This is a genomic window from Streptomyces koelreuteriae (assembly GCF_018604545.1).
GTDB classification, from domain to species: domain Bacteria; phylum Actinomycetota; class Actinomycetes; order Streptomycetales; family Streptomycetaceae; genus Streptomyces; species Streptomyces koelreuteriae.
Genome location: NZ_CP075896.1, coordinates 1,581,724 through 1,598,119 on the forward strand (window position 1 = coordinate 1,581,724; position 16,396 = coordinate 1,598,119).

Genomic DNA, 16,396 nt, shown 5'->3' on the forward strand with positions numbered 1-16,396 from the left:
TGGCATACCGCGTATGCACTGGTCACCCGGTAAGAGGGACATAAGTCATAGGAGGTTCCCTCACTTTCGGGGAGACTCGGGGCCAAGGCGTCCCCACCGGCGCCGCACACCTGAAAGAGTCGAATCCATGCAGGTCTGGCCTGGAGAGGCGTATCCACTCGGTGCCACGTACGACGGCGCCGGTACCAACTTCGCGGTCTTCACGGAGGCCGCGGACCGAGTAGAGCTGTGTCTGCTGCACGACGACGGCTCGGAGACGGCGATCGAGCTCCGGGAGAGCGACGCCTTCGTGCGGCACGCGTACGTGCCGGGCATCATGCCGGGGCAGCGGTACGGCTTCCGGGTGCACGGACCGTACGCCCCGGAGCACGGGCTGCGCTGCAACTCCGCGAAGCTGCTGCTCGACCCGTACGCGCGTGCGATCAGCGGCTCGATCGGCTGGGGCGAGGAGGTCTACGGCTACCACTTCGACGAGCCCGACCGGCGCAACGACCTGGACTCGGCGCCGCACACGATGACGTCGGTCGTGGTCAACCCGTACTTCGACTGGGGCGACGACCGGCTCCCGCGCACCGAGTACCACCACACGGTGATCTACGAGGCCCATGTCAAGGGCCTCACCATGCGCCACCCGGGGCTGCCGGAGGAGCTGCGCGGCACCTACGCGGCCCTCGCCCACCCGGCGGTCATCGAGCACCTCACCGAGCTCGGGGTCACGGCCCTGGAGATGATGCCCGTACACCAGTTCGTGAACGATCACCGCCTGGTCGACATGGGCCTGAACAACTACTGGGGCTACAACACGATCGGTTTCTTCGCCCCGCACAACGCCTACGCGTCCTGGGGCGACCGGGGCCAGCAGGTGCTGGAGTTCAAGTCGGCGGTGAAGGCGCTGCACGAGGCCGGGATCGAGGTGATCCTCGACGTGGTCTACAACCACACCGCCGAGGGCAACCACATGGGCCCGACGCTGTCCTTCAAGGGCCTGGACAACGCGCGCTACTACCGGCTCACCGACGACCCCCGCTACTACATGGACACGACAGGGACAGGGAACTCCCTGCTCATGAGGTCCCCGCACGTGCTCCAGCTGATCATGGACTCGCTGCGGTACTGGGTCACGGAGATGCATGTCGACGGGTTCCGCTTCGACCTCGCCGCGACGCTGGCCCGGCAGTTCCACGAGGTGGACCGGCTGTCGTCGTTCTTCGACCTGGTGCAGCAGGACCCGGTGGTCTCGCAGGTGAAGCTGATCGCCGAGCCGTGGGACGTGGGCGAGGGCGGCTACCAGGTGGGCAATTTCCCGCCGCTGTGGACCGAGTGGAACGGCAAGTACCGGGACACCGTGCGCGACCTGTGGCGGGGCGAGCAGCGCACCCTCGCGGAGTTCGCCTCACGGCTGACCGGCTCGTCCGATCTCTACCAGGACGACGGACGCCGCCCGCTGGCCTCCATCAACTTCGTGACCTGCCACGACGGCTTCACGATGCACGACCTGGTGGCCTACAACGACAAGCACAACCACGCCAACGGCGAGGACAACCGGGACGGCGAGAGCCACAACCGGTCCTGGAACTGCGGGGCCGAGGGCGAGACGGACGATCCGGACGTGCGGCGGCTGCGGGCCCGGCAGATGCGCAACTTCATCGCGACGCTGATGCTGTCCCAGGGCGTGCCCATGATCAGCCACGGCGACGAGTTCGCCCGCACCCAGCGCGGCAACAACAACGCGTACTGCCAGGACAACGAGCTGGCCTGGGTCGAGTGGCCGGAGGGCGACGAGGAGGAGGGCGGACTCAAGCGGGAGCTGCTGGCCTTCACGCGCGCGATGGTGTGGCTGCGCCGCGACCACCCGGTCTTCCGCAGACGCCGCTTCTTCCACGGCCGGCCGGTGGAGGGCACGCACGACGATCTCTCCGACATCGCCTGGTTCACTCCGGAGGGCCGGGAGATGACCCAGCGGGACTGGGACTCGGCGCAGGCGTCGGCGCTGACCGTGTTCCTCAACGGCAACGCGATCTCGGAGCCGGGCGCGCGCGGGGAGCGCATCTCCGACGACTCGTTCCTGCTGATGTTCAACGCCTCGCCGAAGACGCTGGAATTCGTGGTGCCGGTCGACCACGGGCGGCAGTGGCAGGTCGTGGTCGACACGGCCCGCGCCGACGGGGTGCCGGCGGACACCGGCGAGAAGGTGCAGGCCGGGGACCGGCTGACCCTGACCGACCGGAGCCTCACGGTGCTCCAGAGGCCCGTGTAGCCGCCCCCGCGGCCTCGCCTCGCGATGGCGGCGCGTCGTCCGGAAAGAGCCACTCGTCCGGGCGACGCGCGGCGCACCCGGCGCGGGCGATGACAGATACGGCGGCGGGGCGGGTACGTACGGTCCATGACACCTGAGCGTCCTGACCCGGTGGTGCCCACGGCCACGTACCGGCTGCAGCTGCAGCCCGATTTCCCCTTCGGGGCCGCGGCGGCCGTGGTGCCGTACCTGGCCTCGCTCGGCGTCTCGCATCTGCATCTGTCCCCCGTCCTGGAGGCCGTGCCGGGTTCGACGCACGGCTATGACGTCGTCGACCACGCGCGCGTGCGCGCTGAGCTGGGCGGCGAGGAGGGGCTGCGGGCGCTGGCCCGCACGGCGCGTGAGCACGGGCTCGGCCTGGTGGCGGACATCGTCCCGAACCACATGGCCATGGCCCCGCGCCACAACCGCGCCCTGTGGGAGGTGCTGCGCGAGGGCCCCAAGTCGCCGTACGCGCGCTGGTTCGACATCGACTGGGAGGCGCAGGACGGCCAGGTGCTGCTGCCGGTGCTCGGCGGGCCGCTGGGCGAGGTGCTCGAGGAGCTGCGTGTCGACGGTGACGTCCTGCGCTACTACGACCATGTGTTCCCGCTGCGCGAGGGCACCGAGGACCTGCCGCTGCCGCATCTGCTGGACGCGCAGTGGTACCGGCCCGTGTGGTGGCGGCTGGCCCGGACCGAGCTCAACTACCGGCGGTTCTTCAGCATCTCGGAGCTGATCGGGGTGCGGGTGGAGGACCCCGAGGTGTTCGAGGCGACCCACGGCAAGATCCTGGAGCTGCTGCACGAGGGCGTGATCGACGGGCTGCGGATCGACCACCCCGACGGGCTCGCCGACCCCGACGGCTACCTCAGGCGGCTGCACGAGGCGACGGGCGGCCGCTGGACGGTCGTGGAGAAGATCCTGGCCGACGGTGAGCATCTCCCGGCGTCCTGGCCCGTCGCCGGGACCACCGGCTACGACGCCCTGCGGCATGTGGACGGGCTCTTCACGGACCCGGCCGGGTTCGGGGACCTGCTGGGGCAGTACCGGCGGTTCGCGGCCCCGCAGACGGACCGGGGCGGGCGGTGGGAGGCGACGGTGCGCAGGGCGGCGTACAAGGTCCTCACGCACGAGCTGGCCACGGAGATGGACCGGCTGACCCGGGTGGCGGCCCGGCTGTGCGCGACCTCGCCCGAGCCCGCCCTGCGCGACCGCGCGCCCTGGGCGCTGCGCACCGCGCTCCAGGAGCTGCTGGTGCGCATGGAGGTCTACCGGCCCTACGAGTCGGCCGACGCCGCGTCCGTGGTCACCGAGGAGGCCGCGGCCGAGGCCCGGCAGGCCTTCGCCGTGCCCGAGGAGGCCGGCGCGGTGGACGTCGTACGGGACCTGGTGCTGGGGCGGTACGGCGACGGGCCCGCGCAGGTGGAGTTCCGCACCCGGTTCGCGCAGACCGCGTCGGCGCTGCGGGCGAAGTCGGTGGAGGACACGGCGTTCTACCGGTACGTGCCGCTGCTGTCGGCGACCGAGGTCGGCGGGAATCCGGGCGCTCCCGCGCTGGCGCCGGAGGAGTTCCACGCCTACTGCGCGCGCGTGCAGCGCGACTGGCCGGTGAGCGGAACGGTCGCCTCGACGCACGACACCAAGCGCAGCGGCGATGTCCGGGCGGCGCTGAACGTGCTCACCGAGTGCCCGGACCGCTGGGCGGACGTCCTCGCCGAGGTGACCCGCACCGGGGAGGGCGTGCCGGACGCGCAACTGGCCTGGGCGGCCTGGCAGACGGTGTTCGGGCTGGGTCCGGAGCCGGGGTCGCCCGAGCGGGTGCAGGGTGCCTTGCTGAAGCATGTGCGCGAGGCGGGCCTGTACACGAGCTGGACCGAGCAGGAGCCGCCGTACGAGGAGGCGGTGGCGGGGTTCGTGGCGGCCGGGCCGTGCGGGGCGCCGGCCGAGCGGGTGGCGGCCTTCCGGGAGGCCCTGGAGCCGCACATCCGGGCGAACGTGCTGGGCATGGCCCTGGTGCAGCTGACGATGCCGGGCGTTCCGGACGTCTACCAGGGCACGGAGGCCGAGTACCGGGCGCTGGTCGACCCCGACAACCGGCGGGCGGTGGGCTTCCCGCCCGAGGAGCCGGGCCGGACCTCCGGGGAGAAGGCCGCGGTGACCCGGGCGGCACTGGGGCTGCGGAAGCGGCGCCCCGACGCCTTCGGCGACACGGCGACGTACGCCCCGCTGACCGCCGAGGGCCCCGCGGCGGCGTACTGCGCGGCGTTCGTCCGCTCCGGCGAGGTGCTCACGGCCGTGACGCGGCTGTCCCTGCGGCTGGCCGAGGCGGGCGGCTGGCGTGACACCCGGCTGCCGCTGCCGCCGGGGCGCTGGGCGGATGTGCTGGAGCCCGGGCGCGAGTTCACGGGGCACGCACGCGTGGAGGAGCTTTTCGCGGGGCTGCCGGTCGCGCTGCTGGAGCGGGTGGGCGAGTGAGGCGGGGCTGAATCACCTCGCTCAGGCGACCCTGGCGGGCCCTCGGGGACCACACGTTCACGGCACCCGCCGCACACCCGCCGTCCGTGCTTCCGGGCGCCCCCTGGAGGCTCCCCGGCCGTGCTCTTGACACCGCACCATGGCCGTGGGGTACTGCGATGGCGAACTCGGGCGGATGTGACGGGGGTGAGTGTCCTGCCGGAGCTGCGCTACCCGACGGTTACCGAACTGGTCTCGGCTGCCCGGGCGTTGGCCGCTCACCGCCCCGGTGTGTGCACCCTGCGGCAGGTGGGTGTCTCGCGGGCCGGCCGACCGCTGCACCTACTGTCCGTGGGCCGCGCCCGCCGAGCCGTACTGGTGGTCGCCGGCGCCCACGCCAACGAGCCGACCGGCTCCTGCACGCTGCTCGCGCTCGCCCGGCGGGTGCTGGCCGAGCGGGAGTTGCGGGACGGCATGTCCTGGCACTTCCTGCTGTGCGCGGACCCCGACGGGGCGAGCCTGCATGTGACGCCGGCGCCGCGCAGCCTGTTCGACTACCACCTCGGCTTCTTCCGTCCCGCGGGCCCGGAGCAGCCGGAGTGGGCGCCGTCCGTGCTGCCGCCCGACCGGCTGCCTCCCGAGACCCTGGCCCTGACCGGCGTCATCGACGAGCTGCGGCCCTACCTCCAGGTGACCCTGCACGGCACGGACCTGGGCGGGAGCTGGGTGCAGCTGACGAAGGACGTGCCCGGGCTGGCCGAGCCGTTCGCCAAGTCCGCGGCGGAGCTGCACATCCCGGTGGAGACCGGCGCCTCGGACGCCGCTGGGTGGCCGGCCTCGGGGCCGGGGGTGCATGTGATGCCGGCGCCGGGGATCGGTCCGGCGTATCCGAGCCTGCCGGACGACGCGCGGCACAGCACCTGGTTCCACGCCCATCGGTACGGCGGTATGACCGCGGTGGTCGAGGTGCCGATGTGGGCGAGCGACCTGGTGGACGACCCGGCTCCGCATCCGGCTCCGGCGGCGGCGATCGGCCGGCTCGCGCGCCGGCTGCAGCGCGACGCGCTGGAGGTGACGCGCGTGCTCGACGGCGCGCTGCCGCGGCTGGCGGGTCTGGACGGGCCGTTGCTGCGGGCCGCCAAGTGGGGTCTGGAGCTGGTGCCGGGGCTGGCCTCCGACCTGGTCCACACCCCGCCCGCCGACCGCACCATGGCCTACGTCGGCAGCGTGGACGCGTTCGTACGGCGGGTGCCGCTGCGGGCGGCGGCCATGCTGCTGCGGGTGCTGCGCGGGACGGACGACCGGGCGGCGAAGCAGTTGGAGGAGCTCGTCGGGACCTGGAGCGACGCCTTCGCGGAGCGCTTCCGTGCCCGCTGGGTGCCGTTGGAGAACCAGGTGGAGCATCAGTCCCGCACGGTGGTCGCGGCGGCGCTGCACGCGCGCGAGAGGGCGTTGTAGGCGGCCCCCGCGGCGTTCAGTCGCGCTGCACCGGCACCACCGCACCGGCCTCCCACTCCGGCTGCCCCGAGCCCGAGCCCGAGCCCGCGCGTGTGTGCCGCCCGGCCAGTTCGAAGACCGAGTGCACCACCCGCGCCTGGTACTCCGCCTGGCGTGCCACCGGGATCCAGCGCGCCCCGCAGCCGTCGCGGTAGTCGGCGCACCACTCGTCGATCAGCCGATCCAGCTCCGGCAGGGCCCCGGCCGGGTCGCGGCCCGACGCCCGCACGAGCTGGTGCAGCAGCCCGGCGGTGCGCAGCACCAGCCGTCGCCCGGAGATGCGCAGGGCGGCCAGGTGGGCGGTGGTCAGGGGCGGGAGGGGGTGGGGCGCGCCGTCGCCGGTCTCGGGGTCCCAGGCGTCGGCGAGGCCGGGGCAGACCAGGAGATAGTCGTCGACCGGGGCGAGCAGCCGCTCCGCGTCGGGCACGGCGGACAGGTGCGGGCGGATCCGGGCCAGCAGGTGCCGCAGGAGCGCCGTGTCGTGGCGCAGGGCGCGGCTGACGGACCGGAGCACCACGTCCCCGTCGGCGGGCGGGGAGCCGTCCGACACGGCCGTCACGCCCCACATGGGCGCCTCGACGACCGCGGTGACGGTGCCGTGCCGCTGCGGGTGGAACCACGTCGACTCCACGGCCGCCTCCGTGATGGCCGCGGCGAGACCGGCCCGGCGCGGCGGCGGTATCCGGTAGACAGCGGGACCGAGGCCGGGCCAGTACAGGGCGTCGTACGCGCCGAGTTCGCGGGGGATGCCGAGCCGGGCGGCGATGTGGGCGAGGCGCGGGGCGAGACCGGGCAGGTCGCGGGTGAGCTCGACGAAGCCGCCGCCGATGTCCACGCCGTGCAGGGAGCACTGGAGGAAGGGGCGCAGCTCGTCCTGGACGTCGAGCAGCGCCCGGGTCTCGGGCAGGGCGGCGTCGGCCGCGCCGTCGGGCAGCCATTCGGGCTGTTCCAGGAAGCCGGGCCGGAAGAAGTTACGGAAGTACCGGCCGAGGGTGTAGGGGCCGGTGAGCCAGCCCTCGTTGCGGCGCAGTCCGTCCGGGTCGAGGCACAGCAGCAGATTCCAGGTGGCGTCGGCGCCCTCGGTGAGCCGTACGTCGGCCAGGGCCCGTTCGGCCAGCCGCAGGACGGTGGCGCCGCCCACGGGTTCGTTGGCGTGCGGGCCGGCGACGACGAGGGCCTGGCGGCTTCCGTGGCCGACGGAGAGCAGCCACAGGGGGGTGCCCGCGCGGGAGGTGCCGATCCGGCGCAGCCGGGCGTCACGGGGGTGGCGGGCGACGAGGGCGGCGGCCCGGGCGCCCAGTTCGTCGACGGTCGGGTAGCGCGGAAAGGGCGGCAGGGCACACCTCCCCCATGCGGTGCCGTCGGTTCACCAGATGTAGATGGCGTACGCACAGTGAGTCACGACTTCAGGGGTACGTCAACACCACGGACGACAACGGGATTTGAGCCACCCTGATGGAAGGGCCGCCGACAACTCCCAGGCCGGAGCCCGGGAGTGCCTCGGTTTCAGGTCAGTCGGCCGCCGGCCGGACCCCGGTCAGCCGGAACGCCATCTGCCCGAATCCGACCTGGTCGCCCTCGCGGACGAGGGCCGCGCCGACGACCCGTCGGCCGTTCACGGTCGTGCCGTTGGTGGAGCCGAGGTCGCGCAGCACCCACATGCCGCCCTGGTGGCGGAGTTCGGCGTGCACGCGGGAGACGGTCTCGTGGGTGAGGCGCAGCCCGCTGGCGGGGTCGCGGCCTATGCTCAGCGGATGGCCGTGCTCCGGGTGGGGCAGCAGCAGCTTGGGCAGCCGCTCGGCCTGCCAGGCGCGGCGCAGCCGCACGGTGAATCCGGAGACCGACTCGACGGTGCCGAAAACCATCCGGGAGAACCGGCTCTCCGAGGGCAGGTCGGCGGTGAGCACGGCGAGCTCGTCCGGGCGGCGGGCGGTCAGCGCCAGTTCCATACGGCGGACGAACGTGTCGTGGGACAGGCGGCCCATGGCGGCGCCGTCGCGGAGCACCTTCAGCGCCCTTTCGCGCTCCACGTCGGAGAGTCGCGCGGGGTACGTGTTGAACTCGAAGGACGACGTCACGCAGGTGATTGTCGGGCAGCGCGGCCGGGCTGTCCAGAAAACGGGAAAACGCCCGCCACGCGCGCGTACCCGGCGACACCTGCCGCAAAAGGGAGGATGCGCCAGCGGATTGATCTCGTTTGACGCACCATGGACGGGCTACATCACGGTGAGCAGACGAAGGGGAACCGTCCGTGCAGTTCGAGGTGTGGGCACCACAGGCCGGCCGTGTGACGCTCCGGTGCGACGACGTCACACGCGCGTTGGAGCGCGACCCGGAGCGGCCGGGGTGGTGGCGGGGCGAGGCCGAGGCGCGCGAGGGGTCCCGGTACGGCTTCGCACTCGACGACGGGCCCGTGCTGCCCGATCCGCGCTCGCGGCGGCAGCCGGACGGCCCGGACGGACTGAGCGCGGTCGTCGACCACGACCGGTACGCGTGGCGCGCGCGGTGGGCGGGGCGGCCGCTGCCCGGCGCGGTGCTGTACGAGCTGCATGTGGGGACGTACACGCGCGAGGGCACCCTGGACGCCGCCGCCGAGCGGCTCGGTCATCTCGCCGAACTGGGCGTCACGCATGTGCAGCTGATGCCGCTGTGCCCCTTCCCGGGCACGCACGGCTGGGGGTACGAGGGTGTGTCGCTGTGGGCGGTGCACGAGCCGTACGGCGGACCCGAGGCGCTGAAACGCTTCGTCGACCGGGCCCATGAACTCGGCCTGGGCGTGGTCCTCGACGTGGTGCACAACCACTTCGGCCCGTCCGGCAACTACCTGCCCGTCTTCGGGCCGTATCTCACGGACACGCATCACACGCCCTGGGGCGCCGCGGTGAACCTGGACGCGCCCGGGTCGGACGAGGTGCGCGCGTTCCTCGTCGGCAGCGCGCTGGCCTGGCTGCGCGACTACCGGATCGACGGGCTGCGCCTGGACGCGGTGCACGCGCTGGTGGACACGCGCGCGCGGCACTTCCTGGAGGAACTGTCGGCGGCCGTGGACGCGTTGGCCGCCGAGGTGGACCGGCCGCTGTTCCTGGTCGCCGAGTCGGATCTGAACGACCCGCGGCTCATCACCTCCCGCGCCGGGGGCGGCCTCGGGCTGCACGCGCAGTGGAACGACGACTTCCACCACGCCCTGCACACCACGCTGACCGGCGAGTCGCAGGGCTACTACGCCGACTTCGCGCGCGCCGGGCTCGGCGGGCTCGCCAAGACCCTCGGCGGCGGCTGGTTCCACGACGGGACGTACTCGAGCTTCCGCGAGCGCCACCACGGACGGCCCCTGGACCGCAACCGCGTGGCCGCGCACCGGCTCCTCGGCTACAGCCAGACCCACGACCAGATCGGCAACCGCGCCCAGGGGGACCGGCTTTCGGCCCAGCTCTCCCCCGGGCTGCTGGCCTGTGCGGCGACGCTGACGCTGACGGCGCCGTTCACGCCGATGCTCTTCATGGGCGAGGAGTGGGCGGCAGGCACGCCCTGGCAGTTCTTCACCGACCACACCGACCCGGAGCTGGCCGACGCCGTACGGCGGGGCAGGCGGCGGGAGTTCGCGGCGCACGGCTGGAAGGAGGAGGACGTGCCCGACCCGCAGGATCCGGCGACCCGGGACCGCTCCTGCCTCGACTGGTCCGAGCCGGAACGCGAGCCGCACGCGCGCGTGCTGGCCTGGTACCGGAGCCTGATCGCCCTGCGCCGCGAACAGCCCGACCTGACCGACCCCGACCTCGCCGACACCAAGGTGGCCTATGACGAGCAGCGCCGCTGGATCGCCTTCCGGCGCGGGGACGTCCTCGTGGCGGTGAACCTGGCGCCGGAACCGGCGGAGCTGTCGCTCGGTGTGCCGCGCGCGCGGTTGCTGGCCGCGTGGGAGCCGGTCGAGACGCCCGGCGCCGACGGGGTGCTGCGGCTGCCCGGGGAGTCGGGCGTGGTGCTGTCGCAGGGGTGAGGCACCGGCGGCGGCGCCCGGCTACAGGGCGTCGTCGTCCGTCTCGCGCAGGTCCGTCACGCGTTCCAGCAGGATCGGCTCCCAGGCGTGGCGCAGCCGTGTCCGCGACGCGCCGAGCCGGCGCGCGTCGCCGCCCGTGAGGGCCTCGGCGAGGTGGACGACGCTGTCGCAGCGGGCGAGCCACAGTCCGCGCAGACAGGGCCGGGCGCCGTAGCCGGCGAGGGTGGCGGCGCGTACGGCGGCGGGTGAGCCGACGGCGAGTGAGAGGCCCGCGATGTCCTCGGCCGGGTCGCCGACGACCGCGCCGCCCCAGCCGAGGACGCCGCGCACCCGGCCGTCGGCGCTGACCACGAGATGGCCGCCGGTGAGGGCGTGGTGGGTGAGGACGGCCGAGCCGGACTGGGCGGCGAGCTGGGCCGCGGCGGCCTGGGTGAGCTGGTGCAGGCGCGCGGCGTCGAACTCGTCGGCGTCGGCGCACAGTTCGGCGGCGCGTACGGCGGCCCGGCGCAGTGCCTCCAGGGAGCGCGGCGCGGCGCGCGGCACACCGAGGGTCTCGGCCTGCCGGACCGGCACCTCGCGCAGCCCGGTGAGCAGTGCCGCGAGGTCGGCCTCGCCGACGGCGGACACGTCGTGCTCCTGCCCCGAGCCGCCCGGCACCTTGGTGTCCAGCGTGTAGGTCAGCCCGGCCGCCCACTCGCCGTGCGCCACGCTGGCCGGCACCGCCATCGGGAGGTGCGGGCGGACGAGGTCGCGCAGGCGCAGTTCGCGGCGCTGGCGCACGGTGGCCTCGCGGTCGGGGGCCAGGCGCAGCACATGGCGGCTGCCGACCCACCAGGTGGCGGGTTCGGCGCCCGGGGCGGCGGGCCGGACGTCGGGGCCGGTGCCTTCCCTGCCCCGCTTCGTCTCCTTGCCATCCCTGTCCTTCTTGTCCTTCTTGTCCTTGAGGAGGGACTGGACCAGCCTGCGGACGGTGTCCGCGGTGGGTGTCGGTGCCTGGGTCATGGTCGCGCCGTTGCCGTTCGGGAGGCGTGGTGGGGGCATGGTGGCGTCACTCCACTGTGACCAGCTCGCGGGAGGTGGTGTTCAGGCGCCGCCCGCCGTCCTCGGTGACGGTCACGATGTCCTCGATGCGCACGCCGAACCGGCCCGGCAGATAGACGCCGGGTTCCACGGAGAAGCACATGCCGGGCACGAGGGGCTGCAACTCGCCCTCGATCATGTAGGGCGGTTCGTGGGTGGTGACGCCGATGCCGTGTCCGGTGCGGTGGATGAAGTACTCGCCGTAGCCGGCGTCGGCGATGACCGCGCGGGCGGCCCGGTCGACATCCTGGCAGGTGGCCCCGGGCCGTACGGCGCGGAAGCCGGCCTCCTGGGCCGCGCGCACGAGGTCGTGCACGGAGCGTTCCTCGTCGGTGGGTTCGCCGACATGGACGGTGCGGGAGGTGTCGGAGCCGTAGCCGTCCTTCAGGCCGCCGAAGTCGAGGACGACCATGTCGCCGCGTTCGATGACGCGGTCGCCGGCCTCGTGGTGCGGGTTGGCGCCGTTGGGGCCGGAGGCGACGATGGTGAAGTCGACCTGTTCGTGTCCGTGCCGGCGCAGACGCCGGTCGAGGTCCGCGGCGACCTCGGATTCCCGGCGCCCGGCGAACGGGACGTTCCGGATCTCGTCGAACGTGGCGTCGGCGGCGGCTCCCGCGGCCGCCATGAGCTCCAGCTCGGCCGCGTCCTTGACGGCGCGCAGCATGGGCAGGGCCTCGGTGAGCGAGGCGTAGGAACTGCCGGGCAGGGCCTGCCGCAAGGCCAGCAGGTGCAGCGCCCAGGCGTTGTCGCTGATGCCGAACCGGCCCGAGGCGTCGAGCAGGGCGGCGGTGGCGGCGTAGGGGTCCTTGCCGTCGGTCCAGTCACGCAGGGTCAGGGCGGGCGCGCCGGCCGCCTTGTGCGCGTCCGGGGCCTCCAGGGCGGGGACGACGAGGACGGGGTCCTGTCCGGCGGCGAGGACCAGCAGGGTGAGCCGCTCGGTGACCGCTGGGGGCGTGTAGCCGGTGAGCCAGACCAGGTCCGGGCCCGGGGCCACCAGCAGGCCCGCGAGACCGGCCTCTGCTGCCGTAAGGGCGGCGCGCTCCATGCGGGCCCGGTAGTCGTCGGCGGTGAAGGACGCGGCCGTGCTTCCGGTCATCCGGGCCTCCCAGGACGGGCGAAGGGGCTACGGGCAGACATCCTGCCCGGCCAAAGGGGGCGGCGCGAGCCGTCTGCGGACTCCACTTGAGGATCCCCCCTAACGGCAGGAGGTTTCCCAACCGTTAGGTCTAATGCTTAGATGCGCTATAGCCATTAGCAGCAGCACCTGCTGGTGGCATTCATCAGTCGTTCGAACGAGGGGGCGTGCCGCCGTGCTCGTACTGGCACACATCAGCGATCTGCATCTCGACGGGAGCGCGCGGGCGACGGAGCGTGCCGAGCGTGTCCGCGACCGTCTGCGGGAACTGCCGGGGCGCGTCGAAGCGCTGCTGGTGACCGGGGACATCGCGGACCACGGCACGGAGTCCGAGTACGAGGAGGCGGCCCGTCTGCTGGGGCTGCGCGACGGCGACGCCCCGTTCCCGGTGCTGACCTGCCCGGGCAACCACGACAGCCGCGCCCCCTATCGCAAGGCGCTGCTGGGCCTGCCCGGGGCCGAGGGGCCGGTCAACAGCGTGCAGGTCTTCGAGGACGGCGCCGTGCTGATGTGCGACTCCAGCGTCCCGGGGAGCGACGACGGGGAGCTGGACGAGGAGACGTACGACTGGATCGAGGCGACCCTGGACGAACTCGACGGCGGCCTTCCGGCGCTGCTCGCCTTCCACCACCCGCCGGTGGCGCTGCACCACCCGCTGCCCGACTCCTGCCGGCTGCGCCGACCCGACCGGCTGGCCTCGCTGCTGGCGCGCCGACCCGAGATCGCCGGGCTGATCACCGGCCACGCCCACACCCCCGCCGCCACCTCGTTCGCGGGGCGGCCGCTGGTCACCGGCCCCGGTGTGACATGGACGCTGCGGCTGCCCTGGGAGGGCGACCAGGTCGCGGACCGGGACGCGCCGCCCGGACTCGCCTTCCATGTCCTGGACGACGCGGGCCGGCTCACGAGCCACTTCCGGGTGGTCATGTGACGACGGCGGGTACGACCGTCAGCTGCTGGTAGCCGCCCCCGCGGTGCCGCACCGTCAGCCGGACCTCGGAGCCGGGCCGGGCGCGGGCGACGGCCCGGGCCAGGTCGGCGGCCGTGTCGATGCGGGTCCTCCCGAAGACGAGGAGCAGATCGCCGCGCTCCAGGCCCGCCGCGTGTCCCGGGCCGGGGACCTGGATGCCGACGACCAGGGCTCCCGGCTTCCGGGCGTCCATGACCTGTACGCCGAGCGTCACGGCGGCGGGCACGGACGCGGCGGCGGACGGCGAGGGCCCGGAAGGCGACGGCTTGTGCCACCCTCGCGGGCCGAGGACCTCGCCCGTGGCGGCCACCGTGCTGCCCACCGCCGCGAGGCCGATCCCGGAGAGGACGAGCACCGCGCCCAGGAAGGCGGCGAACAGGGCGTTGACGAGCCGCCGGCCGCGCCGCCGGGCGGCGCGCGGGCGCGGCCGGTCCGGGCCGGCCTCGGTGGCCGGCGCCGCCGCGCCGGGTTCCCGACCGGGCATCGGCTTGGGTCGCAGCGCGGTCTGTTCCATGGCTCGCCTCCGGATGGTGCCGATCGCCTCCGTCGGACGCGGGACGATCACGGCTGGTGCTCTACCCGGCACCTCGGCACGCGACGAGCCACGAACGAGTGAGACTGACCGGCCCCCACACGGGCCATACCTCCCGTCGGAACAGACGGAGACAAGGCACGGCTCGCACCGCACCCGGCAGGCGGGTGCGGTGCGAGCCGCAGATCACGAAGGGCGGAAGGCCGGCGCCGCCTCAGCCGAGGGCGGGCACCGGCACGGCGGGGGCCCGGTCCGGGAGGAAGCCGTGGGCGCGGCGGGCCAGCCAGTCGGCCTTGTAGCGGTCCACCTGCTGGTGCCAGTGCAGGATGCCCGCCAGCCAGTTCCGCAGGTCCGTGACGTACTCCGCCATGACGGCGCGCGCCTCGGCCGAGAGCTGGAAGTCGTCGTACAGGATGGGCAGTTCGTGTTCGACCACGTGCTCGAACTGCCGCATGCGCTGGCTCATCAGGTCGTGCACGACGCCGAGCGCGGCCGGGTAGTCGCAGCCGAAGAAGGACTGCACGACGAGGATCGCGTTGTGGATCTCGCCCTCGTACTCGATCTCCTTCTGGTACGAGAAGACGTCGTTGATGAGGCACGCGAAGTCGATCGCGGCGTTCTCCAGGGAGCGGACCGGGCCGCTGCGGTAGACCTCGGGCGGGACGGCCGGGCCGTGGCCCATCCGGCACATGCTGAGGGTGAGGTCGGAGCCGAAGGTCGCGCGGCGCATCTCCAGGTAGTCGACCGGGTCGGGGACGCGGTTCTGCAGCTGGTTGGACAGCTCCCAGACCCAGCTCTCGGTCATGACGTCCACCGCGTCCTTCAGGGTGCGCCGCGCCTCGGGCGTCATGCCCGCGGTGGTGCGCAGCCACAGGTCGGCCAGGCCCCGCTCCATGGCGTTGACCGGGACCGGCGGTGCCTCGCCGTCGACCGGCATGCAGTCGGACAGACGGGCCGTGGTCAGCCGGGCGGCCGCCAGGTCACGCCGGTGCCCGTAGACCAGCGGGTAGTAGTCGTCGCCGTAGGTGCCCCAGGCGAGCCACTGTGCGCTGAGGTCGAGGGCCTCCGGTGTGGCGTCGGGGTCGAGGCCCGCCGAGCAGAGCGCGAGGTCGTAGGCCCTGAGCTTGTCCTCGTCCCAGACGCCCTCGGCGAGGATGCCCACGCGGTCCGCCCAGTGGCGCAGATTCCGGCGGGCGTCGTCGAGGTGCGGGCTGAGGGACAGCGGGAACGGCATGCGGATGTCGGGGATTTGGGAGGGCCCGACCTTCTGATACGGCACGTGTGTGTAGGAGCGGAGCCGCTCGACGCCGGTGGAGGCGAGCAGGGTGCGGACGTCGGCGGCGGAGGTGCCCATGCCGCTGCAGCCCGGCCAGGGCTTGCTGCCGCGCGCGTTCTCGTTCATGTAGCGGCTGGAGCGCAGATGCCACTCGTGGCCGCCGGACTGCCAGTCCTGCAGCCCCTTGGTGTACGCCGCGACGGCCGCCACCTCGCCCGGGGTGAGGCCCTTGTCCAGCGCCACCGCGGGCACTTCGGTGAACGCCGTGTGCTCGAACTGGTGGAGGCGGGAGGTGAGGACGTCGTTGACGGTGTCGGCGGCCTCCTGGGTGGTGCAGCCGAAGAAGGTCTCCAGGACGAGCACGCCGTTGCTGAGCTCGCCCTCGTCCTCGACCTCCCGCTGGTAGGAGAACAGGTCGTTGCGCAGATGCACGGCGTCGGAGAACGTCTCCATCAGCACCCGCAGCGGCCTCGATCCGGCGACGGCGGCGGGCACTTCGGCGGTCGCGTACTCCACGAGCCCCGCCGACCAGGGGGCGCCGCCCACCTTGCGGCGCATCTCGATGTATTCGACGGGGTTGGAGATCCGCCCCTCGTTGATGTTGGACAGCTCCCACATGGACTCGTTCAGCAGATGCTCGGTGGCCACGGCGAAGCGGCGGCGCCAGTCCCCCGACATCTTCGGCACGGTGCGCGCCCACAGATCGGCGAGGCCCGCCTCGACGGGGTTCTCCGGTTCCGGCACGGGAGTCGAGAGGTCCAGCGGCATGAACAGCGGCAACCGGTCCAGATGGGCCTTGCCGGCGAGGCGGTCCTGGCTGCGCTTGTACTTCTCCAGGAAGTGGTCGTCGAAGAAGAAGACCCACACATACCAGTCGGTGACGAGGGAGAGGGCCGGGCCGTCGCAGTCGGGGTGGGTGTACGCGCAGAGCAGGCCGTAGTCGTGCGCGTCGAGGTCGGCCTGCTCCCAGACGCCGGATCCCTCCAGCATGCCCATCTCGCGCGCCCACCGGGTCGAGTGGGCGCGGGCCTCCTCGAGATGGGGGTTCAGCCGCGCGGGGTGCGGCATGTAGAAGTGCGGGAGTTCGAACGGCTGCGTCATGGCCGGGCCCTACCCGGCGCCCCGCGGCGGCATCCGCGGGGCGGGACATGATCACACCATCGCGTGAATCGAACGT

The 16,396-nt window shown here is 73.2% G+C and carries 11 protein-coding genes; 5 read left to right on the forward strand and 6 right to left on the reverse strand.

Features of this window, described 5'->3' with window-relative positions; all coding sequences use genetic code 11:
• The first annotated feature begins 127 nt into the window (after positions 1-127).
• The 3 genes from glgX to KJK29_RS07000 all read left to right on the forward strand — a co-directional run bounded on the left by glgX (position 128) and on the right by KJK29_RS07000 (position 6,190).
• A complete protein-coding gene (gene glgX / locus KJK29_RS06990) occupies positions 128-2,257 on the forward strand; it encodes a glycogen debranching protein GlgX (RefSeq protein WP_215117835.1) in 2,130 nt (709 codons plus the stop codon).
• Between the two features lie 126 nt (positions 2,258-2,383).
• On the forward strand, positions 2,384-4,753 hold the full coding sequence (treY, locus tag KJK29_RS06995; protein WP_215117836.1) for a malto-oligosyltrehalose synthase: 2,370 nt from the start codon (positions 2,384-2,386) through the stop codon (positions 4,751-4,753).
• Between the two features lie 186 nt (positions 4,754-4,939).
• Positions 4,940-6,190 (forward strand): M14 family zinc carboxypeptidase, encoded by a 1,251-nt coding sequence (locus KJK29_RS07000; protein ID WP_215117837.1) that lies wholly within the window; start codon positions 4,940-4,942, stop codon positions 6,188-6,190.
• Between the two features lie 16 nt (positions 6,191-6,206).
• On the opposite strand, the gene KJK29_RS07005 is transcribed toward KJK29_RS07000, so the two are convergent.
• Both KJK29_RS07005 and KJK29_RS07010 read right to left on the reverse strand, forming a co-directional pair.
• Positions 6,207-7,565, reverse strand: coding sequence for a M14 family zinc carboxypeptidase (locus tag KJK29_RS07005; RefSeq protein ID WP_215124188.1), 1,359 nt, complete (start codon positions 7,563-7,565; stop codon positions 6,207-6,209).
• A 175-nt stretch (positions 7,566-7,740) separates the two neighbouring features.
• A complete protein-coding gene (locus KJK29_RS07010; RefSeq protein WP_215117838.1) occupies positions 7,741-8,307 on the reverse strand; it encodes a DUF1707 and FHA domain-containing protein in 567 nt (188 codons plus the stop codon).
• 173 nt (positions 8,308-8,480) lie between these two features.
• Between KJK29_RS07010 and treZ the strand changes: the two genes are divergently transcribed.
• Positions 8,481-10,226, forward strand: coding sequence for a malto-oligosyltrehalose trehalohydrolase (gene treZ / locus KJK29_RS07015; protein ID WP_215117839.1), 1,746 nt, complete (start codon positions 8,481-8,483; stop codon positions 10,224-10,226).
• A 21-nt stretch (positions 10,227-10,247) separates the two neighbouring features.
• Here the strand turns inward: treZ and KJK29_RS07020 are convergent, their stop codons facing one another.
• Both KJK29_RS07020 and KJK29_RS07025 read right to left on the reverse strand, forming a co-directional pair.
• Complete coding sequence (locus KJK29_RS07020) at positions 10,248-11,228, reverse strand: aminoglycoside phosphotransferase family protein (protein WP_215124189.1); 981 nt, start codon at positions 11,226-11,228, stop codon at positions 10,248-10,250.
• A gap of 46 nt (positions 11,229-11,274) precedes the next feature.
• Positions 11,275-12,402: an aminopeptidase P family protein gene (locus tag KJK29_RS07025; RefSeq protein WP_215117840.1), complete on the reverse strand. Its 1,128-nt coding sequence runs from the start codon at positions 12,400-12,402 to the stop codon at positions 11,275-11,277.
• A gap of 214 nt (positions 12,403-12,616) precedes the next feature.
• Between KJK29_RS07025 and KJK29_RS07030 the strand changes: the two genes are divergently transcribed.
• On the forward strand, positions 12,617-13,372 hold the full coding sequence (locus KJK29_RS07030) for a phosphodiesterase (protein ID WP_215117841.1): 756 nt from the start codon (positions 12,617-12,619) through the stop codon (positions 13,370-13,372).
• Here KJK29_RS07030 and KJK29_RS07035 read toward each other — a convergent pair.
• Positions 13,365-13,925, reverse strand: coding sequence for a PDZ domain-containing protein (locus tag KJK29_RS07035; RefSeq protein ID WP_215117842.1), 561 nt, complete (start codon positions 13,923-13,925; stop codon positions 13,365-13,367). The two genes, KJK29_RS07030 and KJK29_RS07035, sit on opposite strands and share 8 nt — an antisense overlap.
• Positions 13,926-14,157: 232 nt before the next feature.
• The gene (gene cyc2 / locus KJK29_RS07040) at positions 14,158-16,320 is read right to left on the reverse strand and encodes a germacradienol/geosmin synthase Cyc2 (protein WP_215117843.1); all 2,163 of its coding nucleotides are present in this window, start codon (positions 16,318-16,320) and stop codon (positions 14,158-14,160) included.
• Between the last annotated feature and the right edge of the window lie 76 nt (positions 16,321-16,396).